Source organism: Aliagarivorans marinus DSM 23064, assembly GCF_000429485.1.
Lineage (GTDB): Bacteria > Pseudomonadota > Gammaproteobacteria > Enterobacterales > Celerinatantimonadaceae > Aliagarivorans > Aliagarivorans marinus.
Genome location: NZ_AUBY01000027.1, coordinates 18,859 through 45,185, shown reverse-complemented (window position 1 = coordinate 45,185; position 26,327 = coordinate 18,859). Strand labels below are relative to the sequence as shown.

The window sequence follows — 26,327 nt, the reverse complement described above, 5'->3', positions numbered from 1 at the left end:
GGAGAGAACGATGAAAGCAGTTGTATTAGAGCAAACCGGTGGCAGTGAACATCTTCAGCTTAAGGAGCTAGCCAAACCTGAGCCTGCACCAGGCCAGGTAGTGGTGCAGATTAAAGCCGCGCCAATTAACTTTATCGATACCATTATCCGCGAAGGGCAAATGCCTCCGGGGATGATGCCTGAGTTGCCGTTTATTCCCGGCGTTGAAGGCAGCGGCGTGGTGGTCGATGCCAACGGCAGTGAGCTTAAGGTGGGTCAGAAGGTGGCCTTTCTTGGACCGATTGGCGCGTCAACCTACGCCGAGTATACCGTGGTCGATGCTGACAAGCTGATCCCTTTGGCCGATACCGCCGACTTGCTGCAAGCCGGCGCGATGCCGGTAACCTACTTCACCGCCTACCATATGCTGCACAACGTGGTGCGCGCCGAGGCTGGTAAGTTCGCCTTGGTGTACGCTGCCTCTGGCGGGGTGGGTACTGCGCTGATTCAGTTGGCCAAGGTCGCGGGGCTGACGGTAATAGCACTGGAGCGCCGCGATGAAAAAGTAGCCCAGGCGCTGAAGATTGGCGCCGATTATGCCTTTAACTCTGCTGACGATTGGATAAGCGAGGTGAAAGCCATCACTGGCGGCCGGGGCGTCAACTACATCTTTAACCCGGTGGCTGGTGACACCATCAGCCAGGATATGGAGGTACTGGCGACCTTAGGTCATATTGTAATCTTCGGCTTCTTGGCAGGCGTGGGAGAGAGCAACTTGCAGGCCGAAGCGGTGAAGCATTTCTCTAAGGCCCCCACCATCAGCTACTCGGAGATCTATGCCACCTTCTTTAGCGACTTCCCACTGGTGAAGGCCTCGCTACAAAAGGTCTATGCGCTGCTGGAACAAGGCAAAATAGCACCGGTGTACACCTCCAAGCCCTTGAGCGAGGCGGCTCAAGCTCACGATTTACTCGAGAGCGGCAAGGTGCTCGGTAAGCTGCTGCTAACCAACGATTAAAGAAACCGCGGCATTATGCGCTCACGGTTAGCCCTGCTCTAGCTTACTGGCGTGGCGCATTCTCACGTACTCCACCACATGACGGATCTGGCTGTCGCTGTGACGCTTGCCTTGATAGTAAGCAAACATGCTGCGGGTTCGCGGGTGATAACCGGGAACGCTGATCAGCTGCAACTCACCGCTTTCCAGGCAGATGGGCGACAGCATCTCCAACGGTAGCATCGCCATCACCTGGCCGCGTTGCACCGCATGATAGGCCAGCGCTAAATCATCGACCACCAAATGCGCCAGCGGCTCAAACGCATGCTGCTGGAAGTTGCCTTCAATCAGCGTCCAACTGCGCGCAGGCAGGGAGACCACCGCGGGTAATTGCGCCAGTTGGTTTAGCTCTACCTGCTCGGAATTAAGCTGGTGGCGCTGGATATAGTCCTTGCTGGCACACAGCACATAGGGAATATCCCACAGCCGTATCGCGATAGCCGAGGAGTCCACTAAGGGGCCAACCCGAAACGCTAAGTCCACGTTGTCCTGCACCAGATTAAGGTTGGTATTGGTGAGCGATAACGATAGCTTTAGCTCGGGGTGTTCGCTGGCAAAGTCAATCAGCCATTTACCGAGGAAGTCGAGGCCTGCGCGCAGCGGCATCGAGACATTCAAGGAGCCTTTGAACTGCACTTCATCATCGATTGCCGCATCCACCGAGCTGGATAAGGAGGCAAGCAGCGGTGAGCAATCCTGATAGAGCTGCTGACCGCGGCTGGTAACGCGCACCTCACGGGTCGTGCGTTGCAACAGGTGTAGGCCAAGCGCCTGCTCGAGCGCATCGATACGCCGACTCACCGTGCTATGTGGGATGCCCAGCAGTTCCGAAGCCTGCTTCATGCTGCCCTTTTCAACCACCGCGCAAAACACGCTTAGGTCGTCCAGCACCCGTTTCATCTATGGTTCTCCTACTTTGCTATACCCGAACAACAGCGTTATACCCGAACAACAGCAGTCAATTATTGCATTTCCGGAATAATAGCAACTTGTCGGGAGTTTGCCCTGTTGAGCATGACGAACGCACACCCTAAGTTGACGATTGAAAAGTCTGATCTAGCAATGAGTGGCCACAGCTATGCGACTTGGTAGGCCTTGGCGACGGTGCCACTAGTTCGTAGCACGCAACATCGCTAAGGTGCGCCAACTTAAATACCCGATAAACAGATTAGCTCCAAAAAATACCGGAATAGCTAAGAGCTGCGCCGCCTGATTGCCATTTAGCGCTAGCTTCAAACCGGTCACGGCCGCGGCAGCAACGCCAAAAGTGTAGGCCCAGTAAGACGGCGCAAAAGGTTGCGCTGCCAGCCAGCGTCTTAGACGGATCCCCAATAGCAATTGATACAGGCCATAGCCCCATAGCATCACTATCCAATGATCGTGACTTGCTGGGCTTAGCATCAACCACGCCATGGCGCATACCACCGGGGGGGCGAACTGGATCCCCAGTAGCGGACGCTGCCCCGAAGGTAGCTCCGGAACCCGCCACAAGCGACTGATAATCAGCGACTCTAAGGCGAACCAAGAGAACATACCTGCCCCAAGAAACAGCCAGCCCCATTCGGGGTGGCCAAGTGCCCCAAGCGCCGCAGCGCTGGTGAAGTTTCCCGCCACAGTAGGCAGATACAAGGTCGGCACCGAATCACTATGGCTGCGCCCACCCTTCCACATTGCGCCGTTGTGCCACAGCGAGAACAGCAAATGCCAGGCAATACCCGCAATACACAACGCCCAGGCAAGCCACGTAGAATATGGGACCACCGCTAGCACAATCAGCAAGGTAGACACGCCCAACAAGGCAGGTGTACCGCCCTGAATCGGATGTTGGAACTCTTGCTTGACCGCCTCAGGGTTACGTAAGGCCCGCGAGACGTAGGTTAGCAATAACATCAACCACACCAGACAGGCTAGCGCTAACAGGCTTTCAGCGACGGCGCTCGGCACGCCCCACAGGGAATGAGCCACCCGCCAGGCCTGACCAAGACCCGATAGTCCAAGAACGATACCGAAGTAAGAGGCTGGCAGTGTTTTTAACAACATAGGATTGTTTATCAAGGATTTAGCTGGATTACATCACAGCCAAAGCCCTTGAGCAAAAACCAACAAATGCTCAGTTCTCGCTTACTCTCAGAATTTGATGATGGTCGCACTGGTTAAAGCGAGCGAACTCAACCAAAGCTTGCTCAAACGCGTCGAGAAACGCATCTGTTTTACGCAGTGAGGACTCTAGCGCTAGATGCAACACATCCAAACGCCCCGCCTTTTTGTCGGCCTTACAATCGGCTCTGGCTACCAAGCGGCCATCCCACAGCACAGGTAAGCTGAAATAGCCGAACTTGCGCTTCGCGGCAGGCACATAGCACTCGATCTGATAGTCGAAGTTAAAGATAGCCTTGGCGCGCTGGCGCTGGATAAGCAGATTGTCGAACGGCGATAACAGCTGTGCGCGCTGGCGCGACAGGCGACGTTCCAGCAGGGCTAGCGATGTAGCCGTTGTGATATAGGCAGTACCGTTTACCTGCACCGTTTCGAGCTCGCCGGCTTCAACCATCTGCGCCAATACACTTGCCACCAGCGCCTTGCGTCCCTTCAACAGGTAACACATCTCAGCGGCGGTGCCGAAGCCATGGGCCTTGAGGTAACTGCTTACTAAAAAGCGGGCGTACTCAACATCTGTGGGCAGCGAAGTATCGATGTCCGCGGGCAGTACCCGCTCGGTCAGGTCGTACACTTTATGAAAGCTGCGCCGCTCGCTGACCATCAGATCGCCCTGCATATACAGGGTTTCTAAAGCCTGCTTAGTGGGTTTCACGCCCCAACCACTGCGTTTAAATGGGTGGCTCTCAAAGTCTTTGGCCATCAACGGGCCTTCTCGCTCGATGCGCTCCAACACCTTAGCCATCAACGGGCCGTTATGTGGATACCAATGACTCAGATCGCCCGACTTAATCGCATACTTGCGCGGCAAGCTATAGCGGTAGCTGCTCATTGGCAGGTAGGCCGCCGCATGTGACCAATACTCAAAGGCCTGTTTGTCAGCAACTAACTGGTCCAGATGCGAGGTTTGATAGTGCGGATTGCGACTCCACAAGGTGTGGTGATGAGCGCGCTGAACCACCGAGATGGTATCGATTTGCACGTAACCCAGCTGAGTCAGCGCCGAAAGCGTGGTAGCTAGCCCGCTATCTTTTGGTGATTTAGCGGGTAAACCTTGTGACAACAGGGCTATTTTTCTTGCTTCGAATGGTGATAGGACTTGCATGGAACCTAACCTGGCAGAAGGTACTTACTGGGTAAAGCACTATAGTAAAGACCTAGACAAAGCAATTCACCACGAATAATGCCCCGTCTCAAAGCGAGCGATTCCGGCCTCATTGGGCATGTTCTATCACGCCACACACTTCAGTTAATCTCGGTAAAACGTAAGTTCCCCGTGCTATGTCAATGTTTACACTCGAATAATTGAGTACAACATCACTATATCAGCGCATTGTTTACATGTATCAAAGGGAGTTTGCCATGAGAATCGCTTGGTTATTTCTGCTGCTTGTAAGTCCTCTTGCGGTCGCCACCCCGCAGCCATTGAGCTGCGATGAAGCTGCAGATAAAATCTCAAGGCTTGAAGCCAGCGGAAGTAGTCGTTCCATCGAGTACCAGAACTTTCTGACATCGGTGCATCACTCCCCCCAAAGCCACAGCCTTGTACCGAGGGATGACTTGCGCTCATCAGTGACGCTCTATGCGATAGCTGCAGATGAGGTTCCTCGGCATCAAGCGCTTTTCCAAACATCAGTGAATATCTATCAACAACTGACCACGTTTATTGAGCGAGATGGCAGCTACTTTAGGCTCGACAACGTCGATATGGAAGAACTAATGAGAGTTCTACTCTCTTCTCCAATGACTTCAGATCAAGCAAAACAGCTTGTCGCTGGCACCAAGCTCAGCCAAGAGCAAGCCCGTGAATATCAAGAGATGATGTTAAAGCCAATCCGATATGTTCAACGCCAAGGCCAAGAGTTTAGTGCCGCCATTCGAACTGACGACAATGGCCAACCCGGCATACTCTTTGTGTGGCAGGATCGCTGCGAGCCTAGCGATGAGGCTTACCATTGGACAACCCATTTTAATGGAGAGAACGTTCCAATGGTTCACTATTGCGCAGTCAGTATGAATTCGGAGACATACTCCAAGGCGTGGCCTGCCACAGCAGAGGGCAAGGCGTTAGTTATCAAAGAGTTTAAACGCAAGCACTGGGTTGAAACCGTGTTGCCTGCTGCGGGCGAAGCCAAAGCAATTAAGTTCTGGGCCGACGGATTTACCCTTGCGTGGAATGCCGTCGGCGGGGACGGGCCTTAACCATCCACCATAATGCTTGGGCGCTAATGGAAATATTGTATAAATCAGCCTAGAGGTTTCCCCTCTAGCGCCCGTTGATAACACTCTCGCAAGTTTGACCAACGCAGTCCGTTGACATCAACCTGCGGCAATGGCTCTCCAACCATAGAGCGTTGATACAGATCTAACAAGGCGGCAGCCAAAGCATGGGATTCTCCTTCTCCCGAGCGATATCGAAACTGCTGATCAAAAAGCTCTGGATAGGCTAGCCTGTCCGGCACCAATGGCATCGCCCCCGCCGCAACCGCTTCCAGTACGGCAATCCCTTGGTAATCATGCAACGCGGTGGAGAGCACCACATCAGCTTGCTGGACAACTTTCCGATAGGCTTGCCCATCTTCGACATAACCCCAGCTTGCAATATAAGGCGCAAACTGCTGCTTAATCTGGGCAAACGCCTCAGGTGTCTGGCGAAACTGCTGGCCGACGATATGCAGCTCAAAACCAAACGCTAGGCCCTGCTGTCGGCAAAGCGAGTCCAGCTGCTGAAGCGCGGCGAGTAGCAGCTCAGGGCCTTTATCGAACTCCCAGCGATGGTTCCAAAGCAGCTTGAGTGGCGCGTTATTTGGTGTATCGCTTAGTGCTCTCGCGCTCGAATCAACAAACAGTTCATCGGCCAGCGGCACTGGCAATACTTGTGCCTTCTGCTCAATCAGCGCTATCACATCGGCTGGCACGTGATCGGGCAGCCTACGGCACAGTGTAGCTGCGCCCTCTAACAAGCTTTGGCGATTAAAATCGCTGTTAAACAGCAGCGTATCAGCGGCTAAGGCGTTGTAGAGATTGAGGAGCTGCGGCTCGACCGAGGCAAACTCACGACCCGAGCGCGGATAGGCAAACTGATTCTCGTGGAAGTACACCAACCATGGCAGTCGCGCAAGATTAGGCACCAGCCCCTTAAGGCCGGTGACATCGCACATCGAGGTGGCGACCACCAGGTCATAATTCTGCTCCAGACAAGCCCGCTCACCGTAGGCCCACGACAGGCTATTGCCACGCACTCGCCAAGAAAAGTAGCGCGGCGGCAGCGTTAGCACCGTCCAATCATGCTCGGGAAAGTGTGCCACCAACTGAGTGCGCCAGTAGCAATGGCTCTGGGCATCGTAGGCGGAGAGCAGTAGTATCTTCATCGAGCAGGCGTCCAATAAGCTAGCTTACACATGGCGGTTGCGCTGGGCCCACATACCGATAGCCAGAAAGATACCTATCACCACCGCCAGCATGACTGCCGGTTGCAGGCTAAGCAGCATTCGGCGCAGCCAAGGTGTGGCGTAAACAATCAGCAAGCCATAGCCAAAGGCGTTGAGGGCGATAAAGGCGATAGTGCGTACTAAAAAGTGCTGACGCACCAACACCGCACGCATAGCGCGGTTGATATCGCCGCCCACCATCACCAAGGTACAGGCGACCACCGCCATCGAAATCTCACTCAAGTAAGGGATAAGCCCTCGACCTAACTCGTTAATAAAGCTCATAAACATCTGGCTTGGTTCCGCTGTGACAGGTAAAACTTGCTTATACCATAGCCCACTAGGGGTGAGCATCCACTAGCTGCTAAAAAGCGTTTTGCCGTCCGATCTTCACCACCTAAGTCGAGGATATTTTCGACTGTAAAACAGGTAAACTACTACGAAATAACGTTTTTATTCCGGTAACCCCGCATGCTGACGAGCCTCTCCCCTGAGCTGTTGTTTTTGGCCTCCTGCGCCTTGGTGGTAATATTTGCCGCCTTTGTGCATGGCAGCGTCGGCTTGGGCTTTCCGATGATCGCCACGCCACTGCTGGCCAGCCTGAGCGACCTGCCCACCGCGATCATGCTCACCCTGCTACCGACCACCGCCGTCAACCTGATGAGCATAGCCAGTGAGGGACGCATCCTTGCGGCGTTGCGGCGCTATTGGTTACTGGCATTAATGAGCCTGGTCGGCAGTGCGATCGGCACCCAGATCCTGATAGCCAGCCAAAGCGACATCTTCAAGCTGCTGTTGGCGGTATCGATACTGAGCTATTTAGCGCTGGATCGCTTTAAGTTATCGATGCCGTGGATAGCCAAGCACCCGGGCCCAGCCCGAATACTCTGCGGCCTGCTCGCCGGGCTGTTAGGCGGCCTCACCAATGTGATGGCGCCGGTGCTGATCGTCTATGCCCTGGAAAGCAAGCTGGAAAAACGTGAGTTTATCCAAGCCTCTAACTTGTGTTTTTTGGGTGGGAAGCTGATCCAGCTATGCCTGTTCAGCCTGCATGGCCGCTATACCGGCGAGGTGCTTGGTCAATCAGCGCTGCTGGTGGTGTTTGTGCTGATAGCCCTGAACGTGGGGATACGGCTGCGCCGCAGGCTTAGTAGCGAGCACTATCGACCAATGCTGAAAGGCCTGCTATTGGTGCTCGCCGGGGTGCTGTTTTATCAATACTTTAGTTGAGAGCTACTTAACGCAATCTGCAGGTAATTCAAAATCATAGCGGTACACCTCGCTGATATGCAGCAGGCCGTCGTAGTCGGCGGCAAAGCCATCGCGCTGCTCATCGAGTAGTACACCGCGAAACTCGAGATACATCGGTTGATAGGGCTGTTGGGCGTTGGCGCGGTAGTACTCATGCATCTCCTGCCCAGCCCAATTAAAGCTAGCCCAATAGCTTGCCGACTCACCACAAAGCTGCAAGCTGTTCACCTCATGCCCCCAGATATACATCGCCCGCAGCTTCTGACCGGGTGACGGGCTCAACGCTAACGACTCGGTTTGAGGAGCAGTCGTGGCCATTGCGGCTGATTCCTCCACAACTGCGGGTTGTGACTGACTAGGCTCGGACGCAGAGTTCGCACTACAAGCGCTAAGCGCTAACATCAGTAGCCCCGCGCTGCACGCACGGGAGCTCGCATGCGGTTTAGTAACGTCGAAACAAACTGGTTTGACTGCCGTCCTTGTGCTCAAGAAACGACTCAGGGCGTTGATTGCCGGAACGCAGGGTGATTTCATCATCATTCTCGAAGCGCATTATTGATAAGTAACGTTGCTCAGTTTGCCCGTCATTGAAGATGATATCCAGATGTATTGGCTGCTGGCTGCTATCGATTTCCCAAGTCACTTGCATACCACTTTTATCGCCATCATAGGTGATGCCGTTTCTAATAAACCAAAGACTATAGTCCTGGTTGAATACCAGCTTTGAGGCTTTGCCACTGGCATCCAGCCCCTCCCAGGTGCCAACGAGCTGTAGCTCTAAGGTTCGCTCGGGATGGTGTGAGGCAATGCTATTGGCGGAGGCGTAGCTGGTAAGCGCTATGGCCGAAGCCACACCGAGAAGGAGAGTTAATCTGAGCGCCCCAAACAACCGAGAAGCATGACATAGCATACCTAGCCTCCGTGCTAACTACTTGATTCGTATAATCTAAGTAGTAGCACGGAAGCGCAGTTTTAGCTAAGTTTGAAGCGGCCAACCAAGGCGAGCTGCTCGTCGGCGAACAAAGCCACTTGCTCGGTGATCTGGTTAAGCTCGGTCACCACATTCACATTATCCTGCGCGCCGCTGGAGATATTCTCCATGGCCTGACTGACTTCCTGACCGGTGCTTTGCTGCTCTTGGGTAGCAACGTTGATCTCTTCATTTAGTGCGAGCAAGCGCTCTACAAGTGCAGAGATATCGCCAATCTTGTCACTGATGTTGGTAAAGCTGGCAGCATTGTCGCTCATGCTCTGGTTACAGAGCGAGATTTGCGATACCGCCTCGCCAGAGTCTTGCTGCAAGCGGGTAATGGTTTGCTGGATCTCGGTGGTGGAACTGGCAGTGCGCTGGGCAAGCAAACGTACCTCATCGGCGACCACGGCAAAGCCCCGCCCTTGCTCGCCAGCACGGGCGGCTTCGATGGCTGCATTCAGGGCCAGCAGGTTAGTTTGCTCGGTAATGCCTTGGATCACCTCCAGGATGCTAACAATGCTGTTGGCGCTATCGGCGACGTTTTGCACTCGGTCGGTAGCGTTTTGCAGCTCACCGGCCAGCTGCTCGCTGTTGTCCACCGCCTGCTGGGCCATCTCCACCCCTTGCTGAGTGTTGTCGTTGATATCCCGCATACCGGCTGCAGCATCATTGGCGCGTCCTGCAACGTCTTGGATCGCCTGCTCCATTTCGGTCATGGCAGCGGCAACAGTCATACACTGGCTACGCTGCTGGTCCAACTCGTTGAGCACCGAGTTACCGTGGGCGCGGTTGTCGCTGGAGGCTTGGCGCAATGCATCGCTTTTGCTGGCCAGCTCATTGACCGAGGAGCGCTGCTCGTCGATCACCTGATTGACCTGCTCGCTAAGCTTGCCGAACTCGTTACCACTTTGATAGTCACAGTGCTTGCTCAGATCGCCGGCGGCTAAACGCCCTAAGCTGGCAATCAAAATCTTCAGCGGCTCGCGAATTAAGCGGGCAACCACCCAGCCCACCGCCACACAGAGCAAGACAATCAGCGGCACCAACACGCTACCGCCGCGCAGCAAGCCGGAGAGCGCATTGTCGGCACCGTCCAGGCCTTGTTGGGTGACTTGCTGGTTGCTGTCACTCAATTGAGTGAGCGTTTGCAGCAGCTGTTCACTTTGCGACTGGATCGCCTCACGCAGGGCTTGCCGTTGGATACGTTGATCCAGTAAGGCTTGATACTCAGCCAACAACCCTTCATCGCTCACCATCTGTTCAATCAGCCAAGGGATCATTGAGCCCAGTCCGCTATCCCCCTGCCCTGACAGTTCAGGCAACGATTCCAATAAGAACGCAAAGTCTTCGCCAACAAACTCGGCGGTCTCGCGGTTACTCTCTAGAATGCTGCTGACCAAACGTGGGTCGTTGGCATTGAGCGACTGCACGGTGGACATCAGCAATGACGACATATCACCGCTGATGGAATCCACCAAGAATGCGACATCATCGTTGTGTTGATCATCATAGGCGCGTCCCATGGCGAGACCAAAGCGCATCGCCACATCCTGAAAGCGCCCAGACTTACGGTTCACCTCGGTCATCCCCACCAACACCGCGCGATGACGCTCGATCAGCTGTTGCGAGTCGCCAAATATCTGTTGGCTTTGCTGCTGTAGCTGCCGCATCAAGGTGGTATCCAGCCCATTGTCAGCCAGCCATTGGCTAAAGCTCTGTTCGATGCCCTGATAGCGACTGACCTGCTGTTCAAAGTTGTTAATCAGCGGCTCCAGTTGCTCGGGATCTTGTTCCTCCATCACCTGAGCCAGCGACAGATCTGCCGCTTGCAGGCTGTCATCTAACTGATTGCTCTGGGTAATCAACGGGAAGGCGACCTTGCCCACCCCTTGCATGGCGCTTTGTGACAGGCTGATCTGCTGCCACGCCAAACCACCGAGTAACAAGAGTGAGAGGGACAAAACGAGAAAAGTAATGACGATAAGTTGAACAATAGAGAGCCGCTGAAGTAGACGCATATCCTTTAACCTGATTCCGCACTTGCCTAGGCCCCGCGACTATCGCGGGCACCTTAAAGTGTAAAAGTTAACTGAAAATTATCTAATTTAGCTTAATTTTTTACTTTTGGTAAAACAAAAAAAGGCGCCCTAAGGCGCCCAGTATCGAAAGGAAGTAGCGCGTGGTTACGCCACTTGGTCGGACTTCGGTTCGTTGAGTTGCTCAACATCTTCGAAGGTGAAGTGTTGAACCAGTTCTACTTGTTGTTGGGCATAACGGGCCAGATCATCACTGATAACATTCAGCTCGCTCACCACATCGTAGTTAAGCTGGGCCGCAGTGGAGATAGTCTCCATGGAGCGGCTGACCTCTTCGCCGGTGGCTTGCTGCTGGTTGGTCGCCACGCTGATCTCTTCATTGAGCGATAGCAAGTGCCCTACCGCCTCGCTGATCTCGCGAATGCGCTGTTCGATATCAGCAAAGTTAGCGGCGTTCTCATCCATGCTCTGGTTACACAGCTGGATCTGCTCCACCGCCTGCTTGGATTCGTTCTGCAAACCACTGATCATCTGCTGGATCTCAGTGGTTGAGCTGGCGGTGCGTTGAGCAAGTTTACGCACCTCGTCGGCGACCACAGCAAAGCCACGGCCATGCTCACCGGCTCGGGCCGCTTCAATGGCGGCGTTCAGTGCCAACAAGTTGGTTTGCTCGGTAATGCCTTCAATTACCTCTAGCACACTGACAATGGTGTTCGAGCTTTCAGCTACGTGCTTAACCTTATCGGTAGAGCTTTCAATGTGTGCAGCCAAGGCTTGGTTGGTCTGCATAGCGCGATCAGTCAGGCTAACCCCGGCTTGGGTGTTCTCGCTGATATCACGCATACCATCGGCAGCCTCGGTAGCGCGGCGCGCTACATCCTGGATCGCCTGCTCCATCTCGGTCATCGCGGTGGCGACAGTCAGACACTGGTTGCGCTGCTCATCGAGCTGCTCTTGCATCGACGAGCCGTGTTCGCGGTTCACCGCCGATGCTTTACCCAAGGCGCCACTTTTCTCCACCAAGTTGGTCACGGTATCGCGCTGCTGTTCGATAACCTGATTCAACTGTTCGCTAAGCTGACCGAACTCGTTGGCACTCTCGTAGTTACAGCGGTGGCCCAAATTGCCTGCCGCCAATTGACGCAGGGTGAATAATAGCTCGCGCAGTGGAGTGCGGATCAGCCCCTGAACCTGCCAGCCCATCAAGATACACATCAGCAAGGCCAGCGGGACCATCACACCGCCACCGGCGATTAAGCTGCCGATATTACCAGAGGCCAACTGCAGCTGATTGGCCGTCTCTTGCTGGTTGCTGTCGTTAAACTGGTTAAGGATGGCGCTCACCTCAGACATCACCTGAGTGATTTCGCCCGACACCACAGCCAACTCCGCTTGCTGCTCAAGCAAGGTCAGGTGGCTGGCTAACACGCCTTTGGGCGCAGTCATCTGGTCAATCAGCCAAGGCGTGATGGTATCGAGTTCATGGTCGCCACCGCCGGAGTTTCGCTCAAAGGTAAGCTTGAGCTCGTCATAGTCCTGCAGTACGTACTCACCCACTTCACGGTTATCTTTCAGTGCCGCTGCGACCACATCGGGATTGGTGCTATTGAGGGAGCGGATCACCGAGATCTGCATCTCCATCATATCGGAGCTTAGCGCGTCCTGAAGTACCGCCTCCATATTGGTGGCATCTTCATCGAACTCTTTACCCAACAGGTAGTTAAAGCGGAAAGCCATGCCTTGGTAAGCCGCACTCATCTTGGTTACGTTGGCGCTACCTTGTAGCACCGAGCGATGCAGTTCAACCAAGCGCTCAGCCCGCTGGAACAGCACTTGGCTTTGGGCATTGGCCTGTTCCAACACCGTGCCACTCAGCTGTTGGGCGGCCAGCCAGTTAGCAAAGTCGGCTTCATAGCCTTGGTAATCATCGATACGCTGCTGTAGTTCCGGCTGCAACTGCTCTACGGCAGAGACGGAGCGTTCTTGTAGGATTTGATTGAGGATCTGCTCGATATCAATCAGATGGCGCTCCAGCTGAGCACTGCGGCGCAATGCAGGAAAAGCCTGGTCGATCACCTCTTCCATGGTGTGATCGGCCACCCGCATCTGCTTCCAGGAGATCCCTGCCAGCACCACCAAAAGCAGGCACAAAGCGGCAAAGGTCATCATGATGAGCTGAGCAATCGAAAGGCGCTTAAGGACGTTCATAGTTCGGTTCACTCTAGTTATAGTCACTGTTGCTTGGTCATAGCGTTTTTTATGGGGGAGATGCACTACTCCATTCCTCCCTGTATCGGCCATTTAACAAGAAAGCGTTTACAAAGACTGTGAAGTTGGGACTTATTTCATAACTCTTGTCGCAACACTGTGATCAGGTACGTGGTTTTTGAGGCTGAAATGACATTTTGTAAGTGCAATTCCAATTTCAATAAAACCAATAGCTAAACAACATCAAACCCTGCGTTTTATAGGCTACAAGCGCTCCACAGCAGCGGCTAACACCGGTAATAGAAGGTTTGAAATAACGTAAAACCTTGGAAAAGAACTGAAAAACGGGGCTTCTGTCTATACTTGAGGGAGATGCGCTAAGGAGCCTTTAAAATGGAACAAGCCCCTCAGCTAGGAAAGCCGTATATCTACGACAATGGCGTCGCTATCGTCGATAAAGTGGACCACGAGCTACACCTTGCCCATATGCACGATACCCAGACTGGACGCTGGTGCGTGCGCTCTTGGAACGAACTCTATCCAGCCAACGAGCCCCCACCCAACGACTAAAACTCGCTGACAATCGCTCGCGAGCGTCTAAGCTGCCCGGGGCTGATCCCCATAATCTGACGAAACTTAGCGCAGAAATGCGCGCTGTCACTGAACTCGCAGGCGTAGGCGATATCAGCGATGCTGAGGCTGCGGTCATCGAGCATCAGCAGTGCCTGATTGATACGCCGACGCATCATGTAGTCCTTGAAGTTATGCCCAAACACCGACTTAAACAGGCGGGAGAAGTGATACTTGGACAGCTGACAAATCTCGGCCGCTTGTTCTAAAGGCAAGCTAAGCAACTGTCTTTCTTCAATAAACTCCAGCAGCGGTAGTATCTGAGAAAATCCTCGGTAGCCGGGCTGCTCCGCAGAGCCGGGCATCACCTCGAGGCTGCGCTGACGCTGGGCCACTAAAAATTCGAACAGGGTGCGCAATAAGCTCATATTGAGCGCATGGCTGGTTTGCACTTGGTTTTGCCGCAGCTCCAGCCAGCGCAGCTGCTGAGTAACAAGCTCCAGCTCGTCTGCATCAAGCTTTAGGATTAGCGGCTGCTCAGAAAACCATGCCTGCTGGCTAACTTTAAGCTCGCGCACCAGTGAGGGCTCAAACTGCAGCAAGCTATATTCACGATCGCTACCGGTCACATCCATGCTGTGCAGCGACAGCGGCGGGAAATAGACCAGCATGGCGTCACTGAGCTCAATAACCTGACTGTTTACTGAAATCTGACCAGCAATATTTCTAAAGCACATCAACTCACCCAAACGATGAAAGTGGGTGGGCACACTAAAGCCTTCCAGCCCTATATGTCTGAAGCTTCGCAAATTGTAAGCGCTTCCATTTGGAAGCCTAATGTTCTCAAAACTGAGAGAATAATCCGGCATGACCGCAATTTTTTTATGTAAACCGACAGAATTGTTACATAAAGCCCCCGCCCGAGACAATAAAGTAGCGCTATACACAAGGAGATAATCATGACGACGATGATTCAAAACCCGATTTTGCGCGGTTTCCGCCCCGATCCCTCAATTGTTCGTGTGGGCGACGACTACTACATCGCTACCTCTACCTTTGAGTGGTTCCCCGGCATTCTGATCCACCACTCAAAAGATATGGTGAACTGGCGCATTGTTGGCCACGTGCTGAACACCCGTGAACACCTGAATATGTACGGTATGGACAACTCAGAAGGCATCTACGCACCGGCACTGAGCTACGCCGATGGCAAGTTCTACTGCACCTTCTCTAACGTTCACTCTTGCCGTGGTGGCGCGTGGATGTCGACCCCATCGTTCGTCGTTAGCGCCGAGAGCATTGAAGGCCCATGGAGCCTGCCCGTACCGATTGGCGATTATGGCTTTGACCCATCGATGTTCCACGACGATGATGGCAAGAAATACATGGTCAACATGATCTGGGATGGCCGCGCCAAGACCAACTTCTTCAACGGCATCGTGGTGCAAGAGTTTAGCAAAGCCGAAGGCAAGCTGGTTGGCGAGCCGAAAGTCGTATTTAAAGGCACTGAACGTGGCGGCACCGAAGGACCACAAATCCTGAAGAAAGACGGCTACTACTACCTGATCACCGCAGAAGGCGGCACCGGCTGGGATCACACCGTCACCGTATGTCGTTCAGAGAATGTCTTTGGCCCTTACGAGCTGCACCCAGACAAGCACATCCTAAGCTCGCGCTTCCAGGAAGGTGCTCCGCTACAGCGTGCCGGTCACGGCTTCTTGGTGGAAACCCAAAACGGCGAGTGGTTCCTGTCACACCTGTGTGGCCGTCCACTGCTTGACCCGACTCAGAACTACCATATGGGTACCTACGGCCATGGCCGCTGTATCCTTGGTCGCGAATCAGCGATTCAAAACGTCGAGTGGCGCGATGGCTGGCCTTACGTGGTCGGCGGTATCGTACCTCAGCTGATGGTGCAAGCCCCCGAGCTGCCTGCTCACCCGTGGCCACAAGAAGAAGTACGCGACCACTTCGATGGCGACAAGCTGGCACCTAAGTACCAAACCCTGCGCGATCCAGTGGAAGAGAGTTGGTGTAGCCTGAGCGCTCGCCCAGGCCACCTGCGTTTGGTTGGCCGCGACTACCTCTACAGCCGCTACAACCAGAGCATGATTGCCCAGCGCCTGACCGCGCACAACTGCATCGCTGAAACCAGCGTTGAGTTCGACCCGACCAGCCCACGTCAAATGGCCGGTATCACCGCCTACTACTCACGTAGCGGCCACTACTTCCTGAAAACCACTGCCAACGATGAAGGTAAGCAAGTGGTGCAGCTAGTCGGCTACCTTGATGATGTCTACCGTGAATTCAGTGAAGAGATTGACGTTGAGCGCGGCAAAGTATTTATGCGCATCGAACTGAAGAAACACTGGTACATCTTCAGCTACTCCACCGATGGCGTTACCTGGCACCAGATTGGCCCAGATATGAACAGCACGCCACTGTCAGATGAAGGCAGCAATGACATCTTCCGCTTCACCGGGAGTATGTTGGCACTGTTCGCCTGTGACCTGACCGGCCAAGGCTTAGCGGCTGACTTTGATTACTTCGAGTACCAGGATCTGGGCGACGAGTAAGCGCTGCTAACCCAGCCTATAGGCTAGATGCAAACGCCGGCTCGTCCGGCGTTTTTTATGCCTTATACCACTCCGGATAAGTAAGTGATCAGAGATTGCGCAGGGAAAATCATTGAGGACGAGGAAGCGCTTGCCGTGACTAGTGGGCTAATTACAAAAGCGTTGACGCTGTCATCAATGATTTTAACCAGCAAGAATGAGCAGTTACTTATTTGGATTGGTATTACTCTTTTCTTGGCCGCCCCGGTCTACTACCATGCAGCGCAAACCGTATTACTGCCTTATTCCGCACTGTGAATCGATTTACCCAGCTCTACCAACAACGCAAAGCCCAATCGACCACTGAGTTCGTTGGCCGAGGTGCCCGCCGCGCGCGCTGCCCAGTCTGCCAAGTCCGGCAAGATGCATGCATCTGCGCCAGTGCCAAACTACAGCCAAGTGGCTGTGGCTTCGCCTTGGTGATGCATACCAAAGAAGTGCTACGCCCCAGTAATACCGGCCGCTTTATTGCTGATATCGTCGCCGATACCCACGCCTTTATCTGGTCGCGGCAAGAGGCCGATGAGGCATTGCTCGCGCTGCTCAACGATCCACAGTGGCAACCGTATTTGGTGTTTCCCGCCCACTTCGCCGAGCCAGAGCGGGTCACCGAAACTCTTCATCATGGCACAACCAAAAAGCCCTTGTTTGTGATGCTCGATGGTAGCTGGCGCGAGGCGCGCAAGATGTTCCATCAAAGTCCGTGGCTTTCTTCGCTGCCAGTACTGGCACTGCGTCCAGACCAAGCCTCCAGCTATGGGCTGCGCAGCTCGCCACTGAAAGAGCAATGGGCCACCGCCGAGGTTGCCGCTCGTCTGCTGGCAATGAACGGTGATACCCTGGCCGCACAAAGCTTGCAGCAGCGCTTCGAAGACTTTACCCAAGCCACCTTAGCGGGCCGCTGTCACTAACATCCGCAAACGCCTGACTCCGGCAAACTTTTTCACAGCAAGCCACGCGCCATCGGGTATCTTTGGCTATGGTTAACTATGCTCAGATATCGTCGATAAGCGTATGTTAATCAGGAAGAATCCCGACTATGGAACGACCTCTCTCAGGCCAGTCTCGCTGGTTGTGTTTGCTACTCACTCTCACCTCCACTCCGGTATTCGCTGACCATGGTCTGGGGCTCGACGAACTGAAACTGCATATTCCTGAGTTCTCCGCCATCTTATTATTGCTGGGCTTATTGTTGTTTGGTCTGGTGTGGGTGATGCGCAACACCAGCTCCGACCCGTTGGCCTATCAATTCAGCTCGCGGCGGGGTCAGATTTTGGGTGTGCTGGCGTTTACGGTGGTTACCAGCTTGGTGGCAATCGCGGTTAACCTCGCCAACCATGAGATTGAAAGACGTAATAAGCAAACCTATCAAGCGATCCTTACCAATCTGCGCGATGCCACCCACGAGCGCTTAACCCTTTGGGTCAACAACGAGGAAGAGCGCCTTAACCAGATCACGACCCTGCCTGATTTAATCACGCTAGCGGAACGGCGCAATCGCTACTCGCGTGACGACGTTGTCCCCACCAGCCCCGACGATGAGCTGCGCTTTCAACAGTTTATTGAAACCTATGCGCCCGACCTGAAAGCGGGCTACCAGATTATCGACCGCGGCTACAACGTGCTGGCCTCCGATACCTTGGAACTTAACGGACAAAAAAGCGAACTGCTCGATCATGCCCACGATGCCCTTACCCGGGTGTTTGGCGGCGAGACGGTGTTTGTGCCTCCCTTCAAGCTTCACCTAGGCAGTAGCTTGAGCGAGCAGGAATCGGCCAGCTACATCATCGCTCCCATCTATGACCGCTATGGCTCGGTGATCGCCGCCTTGGCCAAGTTTGAGCCCCCCAATGCGGCCTTCTCGCAACTCTACGTCGATGGCCGTATTGGTCTTACCGGTGAAACCTACGCCTTTAACAGCAGTGGGCTGATGGTTAGCAACAGTCGTTTCTCGGCTGATCTCCAGCAGATGGGGCTGCTCTCGCCCGGGCAAAGTGCAGTGCTCAATATTGAGCTGCGGGTACCCACCGACGGCAGCCCACTGAGCTACTCCGCCGAGCGCGCTTTAGCAGGCGAAGAAGGGGTCAATGTCGACGGCTATATCGATTATCGCGGAGTAGAGGTCATTGGAGCCTGGTATTGGGATAGCGATTTGAACATCGGTATCCTGAGCGAAGTGGATGTGAGCGAAGCCTACGGCACATATTATGGCTCACGACGCGCTTTGATGTTTGTGGCGGCTTTCACCCTCGGACTTACCCTACTTAGTGTGCTGGGTAGCTTCTTTATCGGTCATCGTGCTAATCGGGTGCTGTCACGCTCGCGTAACGAGTTAGAAGAGCTGGTGACCGAGCGCACCGACGAGCTAAGGCAACGTGAGGAAAACTTCCGCGGCTTGTTCGAGTCCTCCCGCGATGCCATCTTCCTGCTAGGCTACGGCCAAATCATCGATGTGAACCAAGCTGCGCTAGCGCTTTGTGAGGCCGACAGCCTGGAGCAGCTAAAGAGTCAGCCGCTACACGACCTATTCCCCGAGTTTGAACAACATATCTTAGGCGAATCCGATGCTCAGAGTCAGGAGTGGCGGGTCTTCACCGTTTCGGGCAAGGAGAAGTATTGCGAGGTCTCTCGGCAAAACAGCAAATGGCAAGGTCGCACCGTGGTGCAATTGTCAGCGCGTGATATCAGTCAGGCCAAGCAACAACAACGGCTGATCCAAGACAGCGAATACCGCCTAAAGCTGGCTACCGAAAACGCCGGGCTCGCCATTTGGCAATATGACGTAGACCAGCAAGGGATCAACGCCAGCACACTGTTTTGGGAAATGATGGAGTTGGCCCCCGACGATCCCTCTCCTACGCGCGGCTGGCTGTCACGGGTAGCCGATGACGACCAACAAACCATCCGCGATCAATTGGCGCGTCTGACCCGAGGAGAAGACGAGGAGTGCCAACTGCGCTATCGCTACCGACTCGCGGATCGCACTATCTGGCTTTACTCCTTCGCCAAGGTGCATCAGCGACAAGACAACGGCATGGCCAGCAGTATTGTCGGGATCAATCAAGATATCTCAGCTCAGCAGTTCGCTCAGCAGCAACTGGAAGAAAACCGCCAACAGCTAGACATGGCCCTAACCGGCGCCAACGCGGGCATGTGGGATTGGGATATCAAGCAGCAGACCTTGGTCACCAACAGCACTTGGGCCAGTATGCTCGGTTATCAAGAGCAGGAGTTATCACAACGCTATGGTGAAGGGCTGGTGAAATGGCGCGCACTGCTCCACCCGGAAGACTACCCAGAATTTGAATACAGCCTGCAAGCCTATGTATTGGAAGACCAGGGCAACTACCGCAAAGAGTTCCGTATGCTTGCCAGTAACGGCGAGTGGCGCTGGGTGCTAGTACTCGGCACCGCACTAGACCGTGATGCCCGGGGCCACGCCGGGCGGCTGTTAGGCATTACCCTCGATGTCACCGAAACCAAACAGCTACAGCTGCAGTTGGAAGATTCACGCCGTCAGGCAGAGCAGGCGTCACGCAACCGCGATGTGTTGATCAATTCCAACCCCGGTATGGTCTACACCTGCCAGTTGGATGAACACTGGACCATGCAATACATCAGCGCCGCCGCCAAAGACATCACCGGCTATCCGGCCGATCACTTCGTCAACAATGCGGTGCGCAGCTATGGCAGCATCATCCTCGACGAGTATCAGCAACTGGTCGACGATACCGTAGAGAAGGCGGTGAAAGAGCACAACACCTTCACCGTGGAGTATCAGATCCAACGGGCCGATGGCGAAGAGCGTTGGGTGTATGAGAAGGGCCAGGCCACCTATGCCGCCGACGGTACTCCCGAGCTGCTGCACGGCTCGATTATCGATATCACCGACCGAAAAGAGGCGGAACAGCGCGCCCGTGGCATTCTCGAGTCGGCCCCTGACTGTATGGTGGTGGTAGACAACGCCCGCAATATCACGCTAGTCAACGTGCAAACCGAAAAGCTGTTTGGCTATAGCCAAGAGGAGCTACTGGGAGAGAAAATCGAGATCCTGCTGCCACTGGGCAATCGCCCCGGCCATGCCGACCATGTGAAGAGCTTCTTTGAGCAGCCGCGTACCCGCCAGATGGGCTCAGGGCTGGAGTTATACGCCCGCCGCAAAGACGGTTCCACCTTCCCGGTGGAGATAAGCCTCAGCCCCTTTGAAACCAAAACCGGCCTGTTAGTTTGCGCCGCGGTGCGTGATGTTACTTTGCGTAAGCAAGCCGAACAGGAGCTCAAACAGGCCAAGGAAGAAGCGGAAAGTGCCACTCAAGCCAAGTCTGACTTCTTGGCCAACATGTCCCACGAGATCCGCACCCCGATGAACGCGATTATCGGTATGAGCCATCTGGCGCTGCAGACCGATTTAAACAAAAAGCAACGCAACTATATCGAAAAGGTAAATATCAGCGCCGAGAGCCTGCTGCGGATCATCAACGATATCCTTGATTTCTCCAAGATCGAGGCCGGCAAACTCACCATGGAACAGGTCGACTTCCACCTCGACCATGTGATCAGTCAGTTCTCCAGCTTGGTGGGACTGCGCGCCGCGGAGAAATCACTGGAGCTGTTGGTGGATGTAGACAAAGAGGTACCACGGGGCCTAATTGGCGACCCGCTGCGGCTAAACCAAATCTTCGTCAACCTCGGTAGCAACGCAGTGAAGTTCACCGAGCAGGGCGAAGTGCGCCTGAACATCAAAGTGCTGGAGAAAGATGCCGAGCAGGTCCGCCTGCAGTTCTCGGTCAGTGATACCGGCATCGGCATGAGCGCCCAACAGCAACAGCATCTGTTTAAATCCTTCTCTCAGGCCGATACCTCCACCACCCGCAAGTTTGGGGGCACCGGCCTGGGCTTGGCCATCTCCAAGCAACTCAGCGAGATGATGAACGGCAAGATCTGGGTTGAGAGCGAAGAGGGCAAAGGCTCAGTGTTCTGCTTTACCGCCGAGTTCGGTATCAACGACAGCGTTGAGCAGCAGGTGTTGGTGCTACCGGAAAACCTGATCAATATGCGGGTGCTGGTGGTGGATGATAACCCCGGTGCAAGGCAGATCCTCGCCGAGCTGGTCGAGTCTTTGGGCTTCGAGGTGGATAGCGCGGAGAGTGCCGACGAGGCGCTGCAGCTGTTTAGTTCCCCCGGCGGCCATCAACTGGCCCTGATCGACTGGAAGATGCCGATGGTCGATGGCATCGCACTCAGCCAACAGTTGATCGACCAAAACAAGCAACTGAAGATCATTATGGTGACCGCCTACGACAAAGAAGAGCTGCAGCGCAGCCTCGACGAACGAGGCTGTCAGGTGGCTGGCGTGCTCACCAAACCGATGACCGCCTCCGATGTGTTTGATGGCGTACTAGAAGCCTTTGGCGTACAAAGCAGTAATCTCAACCTACCTGCGCCCACCGGCGAGACCCTGCGCTTTGACGAGGTACCGCTAATGCTGGTGGAGGACAATCCACTCAACCAAGAGCTGGCCATGGAACTGTTAGAGGCGCGCGGCTTTAATGTCACCCTAGCGGAGAATGGTCAGGAAGCCATCGACAAGCTAGAGCAACATAGCTTTGCGGCTATTTTGATGGACTGCCAGATGCCGGTGATGGATGGCTACACTGCAACCCGCAAGATCCGCGAGCTGGAGGCCTATCAATCACTGCCGATTATCGCCATGACCGCCAACGTGATGGCTAAAGATATCGAAGAGACCCACGCCGCGGGAATGAACGATCATATCGGCAAGCCACTTAATATCGAGTCGATGTTTGCCACCATCGCCAAATGGGTTAAACCCACAGGCACCGAAGGCGCTACAACCGCGCAAGCCGAGACCACAGCCAACTTCAATTTAATCGACCACGAAGAAGCCTTGGCCCGCTTGCAGGGTAACCAGCCACTCTTCGATAAAATGCTGCGGCGCTTCAACGAGAACATGGCAGACGCGCTCGAGCAGTACATGGAAAGCGATGATGCCAAAGAGGCAGAGCGCCTCGCCCACACCCTAAAAGGCTTGAGTGCCACTATTGGTGCTCACGCGCTGGCCGAGTTTGCAGCCCAGTTTGAGCAAATTGCAGAGCAGGCTAGCGGCAAGCCACAGGTTGATGAGGCCCTGCTCGATGATGCACAAAGCTGCTTAGCTGAGACATTAGCGGAGATAGCCAACTACCTGAGCCCACAGGCAGACGCGGCAACCAACGAACCAGCGCAAATCGACAGCGAGGCCTTTGTTCGGCTGTTCCAGCAAGCCTGCCAGCAACTCGATGACTTTGACAGCGAGGCGATCGAGACCATGCAGGAGATGGAGATGCACACCCCGGTAGAGCTGCGCCCTAGCCTGCGCCAAGCGCTGGCAAGTGCCGAGGTTTATGACTTTGAAGAGGCGCTAACCCAACTCAGGCCTCTGGTCGATAGCCTTGGGCATTAAATACTCACACACCAAAGTGAGTCTGGCTCAGAAACACAAAAGCCTCCAAACGGAGGCTTTTTATCTCAAGCGTTAGCTAGAAGGTTTGGCTTACCACCAAGCTTCAGCTTGCAGACCGAAGGTAACTTCGTCTTTAGAGTCTGCATCGCGCGAGATGTTTTGGTCAGCACGAGCGTAGGTAGCGAAGGCACGGATAGCAGGACGAGCGAATGCGCCTGGGCCAGCTTGCCACTGTTGAGCAACGGTTGCTTTGAACAGTTTGTTGTCTTCCTTCTCTGCTGCATCGTCGAAGTCTACGATGTCGTAGCCAAGGTCAACGATGGTAGACAGGTTGGTGTTCCAGTTGTACTGAGGACGTACACCGATGGTGAACAGAGATTGGCCAGCATCGTCTTTACGGTCGTAGTTTTCGTAGTTCAGTACGTAGCTTACGTTGGTGTTGGCACCTAGCTCAACCATACCGAAGTTCAATACGCGGTAGTAGTTAGCTTTGTTGCTGTCATTACTGTCTTCTGCTTTGATACCACGCAGTTGACCGAAGGCACCAATACCTGCCATTGCGTCATTTGCGTAGGTGAAAGACAGCTTGTTGAAGCCACCCATAAAGCCTTGAGCGTGCTCAGCCATCAGGAAAACACCGCTGTCTTTGGTGTTGTCAGTGTCTAGATCAGTACCGTCGTTTTCGCTGTATTTACCGTAGATAGCTACCAGGCTTAGCTCACCGTTGGTGTTGGTTTGAATACCGTCCAAGCGCAGGTCAAGGTTGTTACCAGCAAAATCTTCTACTTCGCGATCGCGAGGTTCGATAGGGTTGTTGGTGTCCAGGTAAGCTTCTTCAGTGTTGCGTACCCAAGCAGCAGACAGCTTACCGAAGCCCAGATCGATGTTCTCGATACCGCCACCAGCACCCGCGTTAGCCAGGTAGTAGTAGTCGATTTGGTGAACGTCGCGACGTTGGTAGTAGCGCTTACCTGCCCAGATGGTTGCACCGTTTAGGCCGTCAACCATGTTGTCGCCTTTAACGAACATTTCGCGAGTTGCTGGCGCGTCGTCTTCCCAATCGTTGTTACCCGCTACAGAGTAAGCAAACAGGGCGTGCACAGACATGCTCTTGTCGCCTTCTTCGTAAGCGTTTGCTACGAAAGCGGCTTCTGCGTAAGTTTCGCACTCGTTGCCCAGACGGTGCTTGTAAGGAGAGCCATCAGCTTGGAAACACATTTGGTCGCCGCCTGACGCAGTTGCACCAATGCCAGAACGCATGTAGCCGTGGAATTCAAATGGGTTTGCCATTGCCGCAGTAGACAGCAGACCTGCGCCTACAGCGATTGATAGAGCTTTAATCTTCATTTCTCTTTCCTAAGTTGATTTATATTTGTTATGAGAAATATTTTGGCATTCCCTGCTGAAATATGTATCTCTTGCGATATTTAACGCGGCGGGAATTTTGGCAGGCTTAATCGAATCCTTCAGGGATCTTGATCACAGTTCGGAAGCAGAATCAGAATATTATTTCACTATAATGAATTGATTTAGATTTATGTATCAACCAATATCACAAATACAACGCTATGTTTCACAGGTGATACATTATGGCGAGGAGGTCACAGGTTTCGGTGTCAACAAGCTTTGCGCTTGGAAATAAAAACCACTTTGCCAGCGCGACAATAGGCCCTGATACTCATGGCTGTCTTGTAGCAGCATAAGTCCTTGGTTAAACAGCGCTAACATCTCTTTAGACTCGGGATTGGCCTTGGAGAAAATCAGGTGATAATGGCGCTCCGACAGTGCTTTATCGGCATAGCTGATACGCTGTTTTTGCGCGTCGTTAAGCTGCTGATCGAAGTAGTAATTCGCTAACCCAGATATCATAGGCACCGCGTCAACACGATTCATTAGCAAACGTTGAAACAACTTCTCGTAGTCGCCCGCTCGCTCAATCGTTATGTAACCCTGTGATGCCGCGCGTTCTAGCTCTGGATAAACGGTATGTAGGGTTGCACCAATGGTCAGCCCGGCCAGATCGCGGATCTGCTCCCACTCAATGTCGTTATCGTTCAAATGGTAGAGGAACTCATACTCGGTCAACACCCGCGACGAGTACAAAAAATACTCGCTACGTTCTTCGGTAAACTGCCATATCGCACTGGCATGACAAGGCTGAAAGGGCGTCCGCCCCTCTTTAGCGTATGCGTATGAGCGTTTCCAAGGATAGAACACATAGTGCACCTCTACGTCCACCTTGGCGAATGCCTGCTCGATAATGTGCGAGGCAAACCCATACTCAGGTAAGCGCGATGATAGATTGGGCGGCCATTCACCGGAGGTGATGCACACCTGTCGCTTGGCCGCGGAGATATGCCAGCTCTGCGTCAACAATAAAAGCAGAAAACAAGCGGACAGAATTCGCTTCATCAGCTCCGTTCCATGGATATCGTTGTGAAGATACTTAGCTATAGATAAAGCACTCATCTGAAACCAATGCCATTGAAATACGAATGCGCGCGCTCCCTCTCACACTTCTAACGTGATAACTGCTGAACAAGCAGTTGGGCCTTTATAGCTCTGCTATTGATTATTTGATCGATGAAACTTTAAGCCGCGTATATCGGTCTAGATTCATGATTACATGAGCCGTCACTCAAAATGCGGCCATTTACAGCAAGCACAACGCCAGCAAACCGTTGGCACCTTGGTAAATATGTGAGGTAAAACATGAAAAGCGTAATAAGCACTTCGCTACTGGCCTTCGCCCTGAGTACTCCTGCCCTAGCATATTCAGGCGGCGTCCCATCTGGTCCGGGGTTCGACTACAGCGAACTGCCATCCAGACATATGTTCGAAGGAACACTTAACCCTGCGTTTCCAAGCGAGTTGAGCCTGCAAGAGCAGTACAATCTGCAACGTCAAGGACAGCTTCCTCCGAAGTTCCTCTATAACAGTTACTCATCCAAGACTTGGGGAGAAGTCGACCCACTATCAAAAGGGCTACCCACCGACGCCCACACCTACTAAATGACTCTACGAACACCCCGTTACGCATGGACGCGTAACACTTCCATAGCTCAACTCTCTTTTCATACAACCAACCGGTCGCACTGTGTCTCAGACCTGTGAACACACTCCGCAGAGATTTTCCTCCACCCCGCAAATCTTTCTATGAAGTGCTACCGTAGTAGTGAGAACTATTGTCAGGGACGGTCTTATGTCAATCAGTAATGCAATTATAAAAATCACTAACTTGCGCTTGCGAACCTACATCGGCTTTAACCCCGATGAACAAACCAAACAGCAAGACATCATCATCAATTGCGAGATCCACTATCCAGCGAGTAAGCACTGCCTCAGCGACCATGTCGAAGGCGCGCTTAACTACAAAACCATTACCAAAAAGATCATCAACCACGTAGAAGAGGGGCGTTTCCTGCTGCTGGAGAAACTAGTCAGCGACGTGCTCGAGATTAGCGCCGAACATCCCTGGGTGACCCATGCCCGGGTCACCATCGACAAACCCCATGCCCTGCGCTTTGCCGACTCGGTGTCACTGACACTGGAGTTTCACAAAGAGAGCAGCTAGGGGCTAGGAGCAG

21 protein-coding genes are annotated in these 26,327 nt (G+C 53.7%); 9 read left to right on the top strand and 12 right to left on the bottom strand.

Annotated elements, in window-relative coordinates; translation table 11 throughout:
* Positions 1-10 precede the first annotated feature (10 nt).
* Positions 11-997 (top strand): quinone oxidoreductase family protein, encoded by a 987-nt coding sequence (locus G461_RS0112350; RefSeq protein WP_026972072.1) that lies wholly within the window; start codon positions 11-13, stop codon positions 995-997.
* 27 nt (positions 998-1,024) lie between these two features.
* Here the strand turns inward: G461_RS0112350 and G461_RS0112345 are convergent, their stop codons facing one another.
* From G461_RS0112345 to G461_RS0112335, 3 genes are all read right to left on the bottom strand, one after another.
* On the bottom strand, positions 1,025-1,936 hold the full coding sequence (locus G461_RS0112345) for a LysR family transcriptional regulator (RefSeq protein WP_026972071.1): 912 nt from the start codon (positions 1,934-1,936) through the stop codon (positions 1,025-1,027).
* A 210-nt stretch (positions 1,937-2,146) separates the two neighbouring features.
* Positions 2,147-3,076 (bottom strand): dicarboxylate transporter/tellurite-resistance protein TehA, encoded by a 930-nt coding sequence (gene tehA, locus G461_RS0112340; RefSeq protein WP_026972070.1) that lies wholly within the window; start codon positions 3,074-3,076, stop codon positions 2,147-2,149.
* A 70-nt stretch (positions 3,077-3,146) separates the two neighbouring features.
* A complete protein-coding gene (locus tag G461_RS0112335) occupies positions 3,147-4,298 on the bottom strand; it encodes a winged helix-turn-helix domain-containing protein (RefSeq protein ID WP_026972069.1) in 1,152 nt (383 codons plus the stop codon).
* 257 nt (positions 4,299-4,555) lie between these two features.
* Between G461_RS0112335 and G461_RS0112330 the strand changes: the two genes are divergently transcribed.
* Positions 4,556-5,395: a hypothetical protein gene (locus G461_RS0112330; RefSeq protein ID WP_026972068.1), complete on the top strand. Its 840-nt coding sequence runs from the start codon at positions 4,556-4,558 to the stop codon at positions 5,393-5,395.
* Between the two features lie 44 nt (positions 5,396-5,439).
* On the opposite strand, the gene G461_RS0112325 is transcribed toward G461_RS0112330, so the two are convergent.
* A complete protein-coding gene (locus G461_RS0112325; RefSeq protein ID WP_026972067.1) occupies positions 5,440-6,564 on the bottom strand; it encodes a tRNA-queuosine alpha-mannosyltransferase domain-containing protein in 1,125 nt (374 codons plus the stop codon).
* A 24-nt stretch (positions 6,565-6,588) separates the two neighbouring features.
* Entirely contained in the window at positions 6,589-6,909 is a 321-nt protein-coding gene (locus G461_RS0112320; RefSeq protein WP_026972066.1) for a DUF3392 domain-containing protein, read from the bottom strand.
* Between the two features lie 186 nt (positions 6,910-7,095).
* Here G461_RS0112320 and G461_RS0112315 point away from each other — a divergent pair, with 186 nt between their 5' ends.
* Entirely contained in the window at positions 7,096-7,854 is a 759-nt protein-coding gene (locus G461_RS0112315) for a sulfite exporter TauE/SafE family protein (protein WP_035480200.1), read from the top strand.
* Positions 7,855-7,857: 3 nt separating this feature from the next.
* Here the strand turns inward: G461_RS0112315 and G461_RS0112310 are convergent, their stop codons facing one another.
* From G461_RS0112310 to G461_RS26525, 4 genes are all read right to left on the bottom strand, one after another.
* A complete protein-coding gene (locus G461_RS0112310; RefSeq protein WP_157360306.1) occupies positions 7,858-8,193 on the bottom strand; it encodes a hypothetical protein in 336 nt (111 codons plus the stop codon).
* A 124-nt stretch (positions 8,194-8,317) separates the two neighbouring features.
* Positions 8,318-8,785 carry a hypothetical protein gene (locus tag G461_RS0112305; protein WP_157360305.1) on the bottom strand — a complete coding sequence of 156 codons (468 nt, stop codon included), beginning with the start codon at positions 8,783-8,785 and terminating at the stop codon, positions 8,318-8,320.
* A gap of 62 nt (positions 8,786-8,847) precedes the next feature.
* Positions 8,848-10,866: a methyl-accepting chemotaxis protein gene (locus G461_RS0112300; protein ID WP_026972062.1), complete on the bottom strand. Its 2,019-nt coding sequence runs from the start codon at positions 10,864-10,866 to the stop codon at positions 8,848-8,850.
* A 165-nt stretch (positions 10,867-11,031) separates the two neighbouring features.
* The gene (locus tag G461_RS26525) at positions 11,032-13,092 is read right to left on the bottom strand and encodes a methyl-accepting chemotaxis protein (RefSeq protein ID WP_026972061.1); all 2,061 of its coding nucleotides are present in this window, start codon (positions 13,090-13,092) and stop codon (positions 11,032-11,034) included.
* Between the two features lie 393 nt (positions 13,093-13,485).
* Here G461_RS26525 and G461_RS26110 point away from each other — a divergent pair, with 393 nt between their 5' ends.
* On the top strand, positions 13,486-13,662 hold the full coding sequence (locus G461_RS26110) for a hypothetical protein (protein ID WP_157360304.1): 177 nt from the start codon (positions 13,486-13,488) through the stop codon (positions 13,660-13,662).
* Here G461_RS26110 and G461_RS0112285 read toward each other — a convergent pair.
* The gene (locus G461_RS0112285) at positions 13,659-14,471 is read right to left on the bottom strand and encodes an AraC family transcriptional regulator (protein WP_169727254.1); all 813 of its coding nucleotides are present in this window, start codon (positions 14,469-14,471) and stop codon (positions 13,659-13,661) included. The two genes, G461_RS26110 and G461_RS0112285, sit on opposite strands and share 4 nt — an antisense overlap.
* Before the next feature lie 150 nt (positions 14,472-14,621).
* Here G461_RS0112285 and G461_RS0112280 point away from each other — a divergent pair, with 150 nt between their 5' ends.
* The 3 genes from G461_RS0112280 to G461_RS25560 all read left to right on the top strand — a co-directional run bounded on the left by G461_RS0112280 (position 14,622) and on the right by G461_RS25560 (position 22,740).
* Complete coding sequence (locus tag G461_RS0112280; RefSeq protein WP_026972059.1) at positions 14,622-16,238, top strand: glycoside hydrolase family 43 protein; 1,617 nt, start codon at positions 14,622-14,624, stop codon at positions 16,236-16,238.
* 293 nt (positions 16,239-16,531) lie between these two features.
* On the top strand, positions 16,532-17,188 hold the full coding sequence (locus G461_RS24155; RefSeq protein ID WP_035480195.1) for a tRNA-uridine aminocarboxypropyltransferase: 657 nt from the start codon (positions 16,532-16,534) through the stop codon (positions 17,186-17,188).
* A 128-nt stretch (positions 17,189-17,316) separates the two neighbouring features.
* A complete protein-coding gene (locus G461_RS25560; RefSeq protein ID WP_084429211.1) occupies positions 17,317-22,740 on the top strand; it encodes a PAS domain S-box protein in 5,424 nt (1,807 codons plus the stop codon).
* A gap of 90 nt (positions 22,741-22,830) precedes the next feature.
* Here G461_RS25560 and lamB read toward each other — a convergent pair whose 3' ends face one another.
* Positions 22,831-24,087: a maltoporin LamB gene (gene lamB, locus G461_RS0112260; protein ID WP_026972057.1), complete on the bottom strand. Its 1,257-nt coding sequence runs from the start codon at positions 24,085-24,087 to the stop codon at positions 22,831-22,833.
* A 240-nt stretch (positions 24,088-24,327) separates the two neighbouring features.
* Positions 24,328-25,152, bottom strand: coding sequence for a substrate-binding periplasmic protein (locus tag G461_RS0112255; RefSeq protein ID WP_026972056.1), 825 nt, complete (start codon positions 25,150-25,152; stop codon positions 24,328-24,330).
* Positions 25,153-25,452: 300 nt separating this feature from the next.
* Here G461_RS0112255 and G461_RS26105 point away from each other — a divergent pair, with 300 nt between their 5' ends.
* Together G461_RS26105 and folX are read left to right on the top strand one after the other, a co-directional pair.
* Positions 25,453-25,752 carry a hypothetical protein gene (locus G461_RS26105; RefSeq protein ID WP_157360303.1) on the top strand — a complete coding sequence of 100 codons (300 nt, stop codon included), beginning with the start codon at positions 25,453-25,455 and terminating at the stop codon, positions 25,750-25,752.
* 196 nt (positions 25,753-25,948) lie between these two features.
* Complete coding sequence (gene folX, locus G461_RS0112250; protein ID WP_026972055.1) at positions 25,949-26,314, top strand: dihydroneopterin triphosphate 2'-epimerase; 366 nt, start codon at positions 25,949-25,951, stop codon at positions 26,312-26,314.
* The last annotated feature ends 13 nt before the right edge of the window (positions 26,315-26,327 follow it).